We start from the raw sequence: 1,299 nt of genomic DNA, 5'->3' as shown, positions 1-1,299 counted from the left end.
GCAGGGCTGTCCGGGGAAAGTTTTGAGTGAATCGAAATGCCACATGTGCATGCCCCGTAAAACGGGTTTTGTCCGTCTTCTCTCTGGTTGTCGAGACTCAGAAAAGGAACGGGGCATGCGCTTTGCACCTAGCATCTTCGGGCAGCTTCTTGAACCCATCGATCGGCGTCAATTCCAAGCAATTGTGGATCGCCACGACGGGGATGCGTACGACAAATCATTCAGAAGCTGGGATCATCTGGTGGCGCTGATCTATGCCCAGTTCTGCGGCAGCAGCGGTTTGCGTGGCCTGGAAGCCGGCTGGAACGCCAACAGCCAGCATCATTATCATCTGGGCAGCGGTCCCTTGATGCGTTCGACCTTGTCGGACGCCAACAGACGGCGTCCGGTCGCCATCTTTGCCGAGGCGTTCGGTCTGGTGGCGAACCTGCTCGACAGGCAAACGCGGCGCGAGGGCGAAGAAATGCTGCGGCTGATCGACTCGACCCCCATTCCGCTCGGCAAACTGTGCGATTGGGCCAAGTCGAACGGGCGCATCCGCGGCATGAAGGTGCATGTCGTCTATGACCCGAAGGCCGACTGTCCGCGCGTCCTCGACATCACCGACGCCAACGTCAACGACGCCCAGGTTGGCCGCCAGATCACGATCGAAGCTGGAGCGACCTACGTGTTCGACAAGGGCTACTGCCATTATGGCTGGTGGACGGCGATCGCCGAAGCCGGATCGATCTTCGTGACGCGGCCCAAGGCCAACATGGGGCTGGCGCTGGTGTGCGATCGCCCTATAGCCGAGCCGCAGGGCGACGGCTTCCTGGTTGTGGAAGACAGTGAGGTAAGCCTGGTCAGCAAGGGCGTTTGCAAGCTGCCGATGCGTCTGCGGCGCCTGCGCGTTCAGCGCGAAGAGGGCGACACCATCACGCTTTTGACCAACGATCTGGAGCGCTCCGCCGTCGAGATTGGACGGCTCTACAAAGGCCGCTGGCAAATCGAGCTTCTGTTCCGATGGATCAAGCAGCACCTCAAGATCCGCAAGTTCCTCGGCAACAACGGCAATGCAATCCGCCTGCAACTCTTTGCCGCAATGATCGCCTATGCGCTGCTGCGCATTGTCGCGGCCACCCGCCGCGTCCCTATTCCAATCTTGAGGTTCACAGAACTGGTCGCTCAATACTTGTTCGGGCGGCGGAAAATGCACACCATCCACAAGCCGCCACCGGTCAATCCAAGCCGACCAAAAGACCGAGCCTCTCCCAATCAGATGGCCTTCATATATGAATAACTTTCCCCGGACAGCCCTGC

General features: G+C 59.5%; 1 protein-coding gene. It reads left to right on the top strand.

What is annotated here, in order from left to right; genetic code table 11:
• Positions 1–115 precede the first annotated feature (115 nt).
• Positions 116–1,279, top strand: coding sequence for an IS4 family transposase (locus tag NKH12_RS30400; protein WP_352956478.1), 1,164 nt, complete (start codon positions 116–118; stop codon positions 1,277–1,279).
• The last annotated feature ends 20 nt before the right edge of the window (positions 1,280–1,299 follow it).

This window comes from Mesorhizobium sp. M1322 (genome assembly GCF_040318085.1).
Taxonomy (GTDB): Bacteria; Pseudomonadota; Alphaproteobacteria; order Rhizobiales; family Rhizobiaceae; genus Mesorhizobium.
The sequence above is the reverse complement of the archived record's forward strand: the minus strand, read 5'-3'. Positions and strand labels throughout refer to the sequence as shown.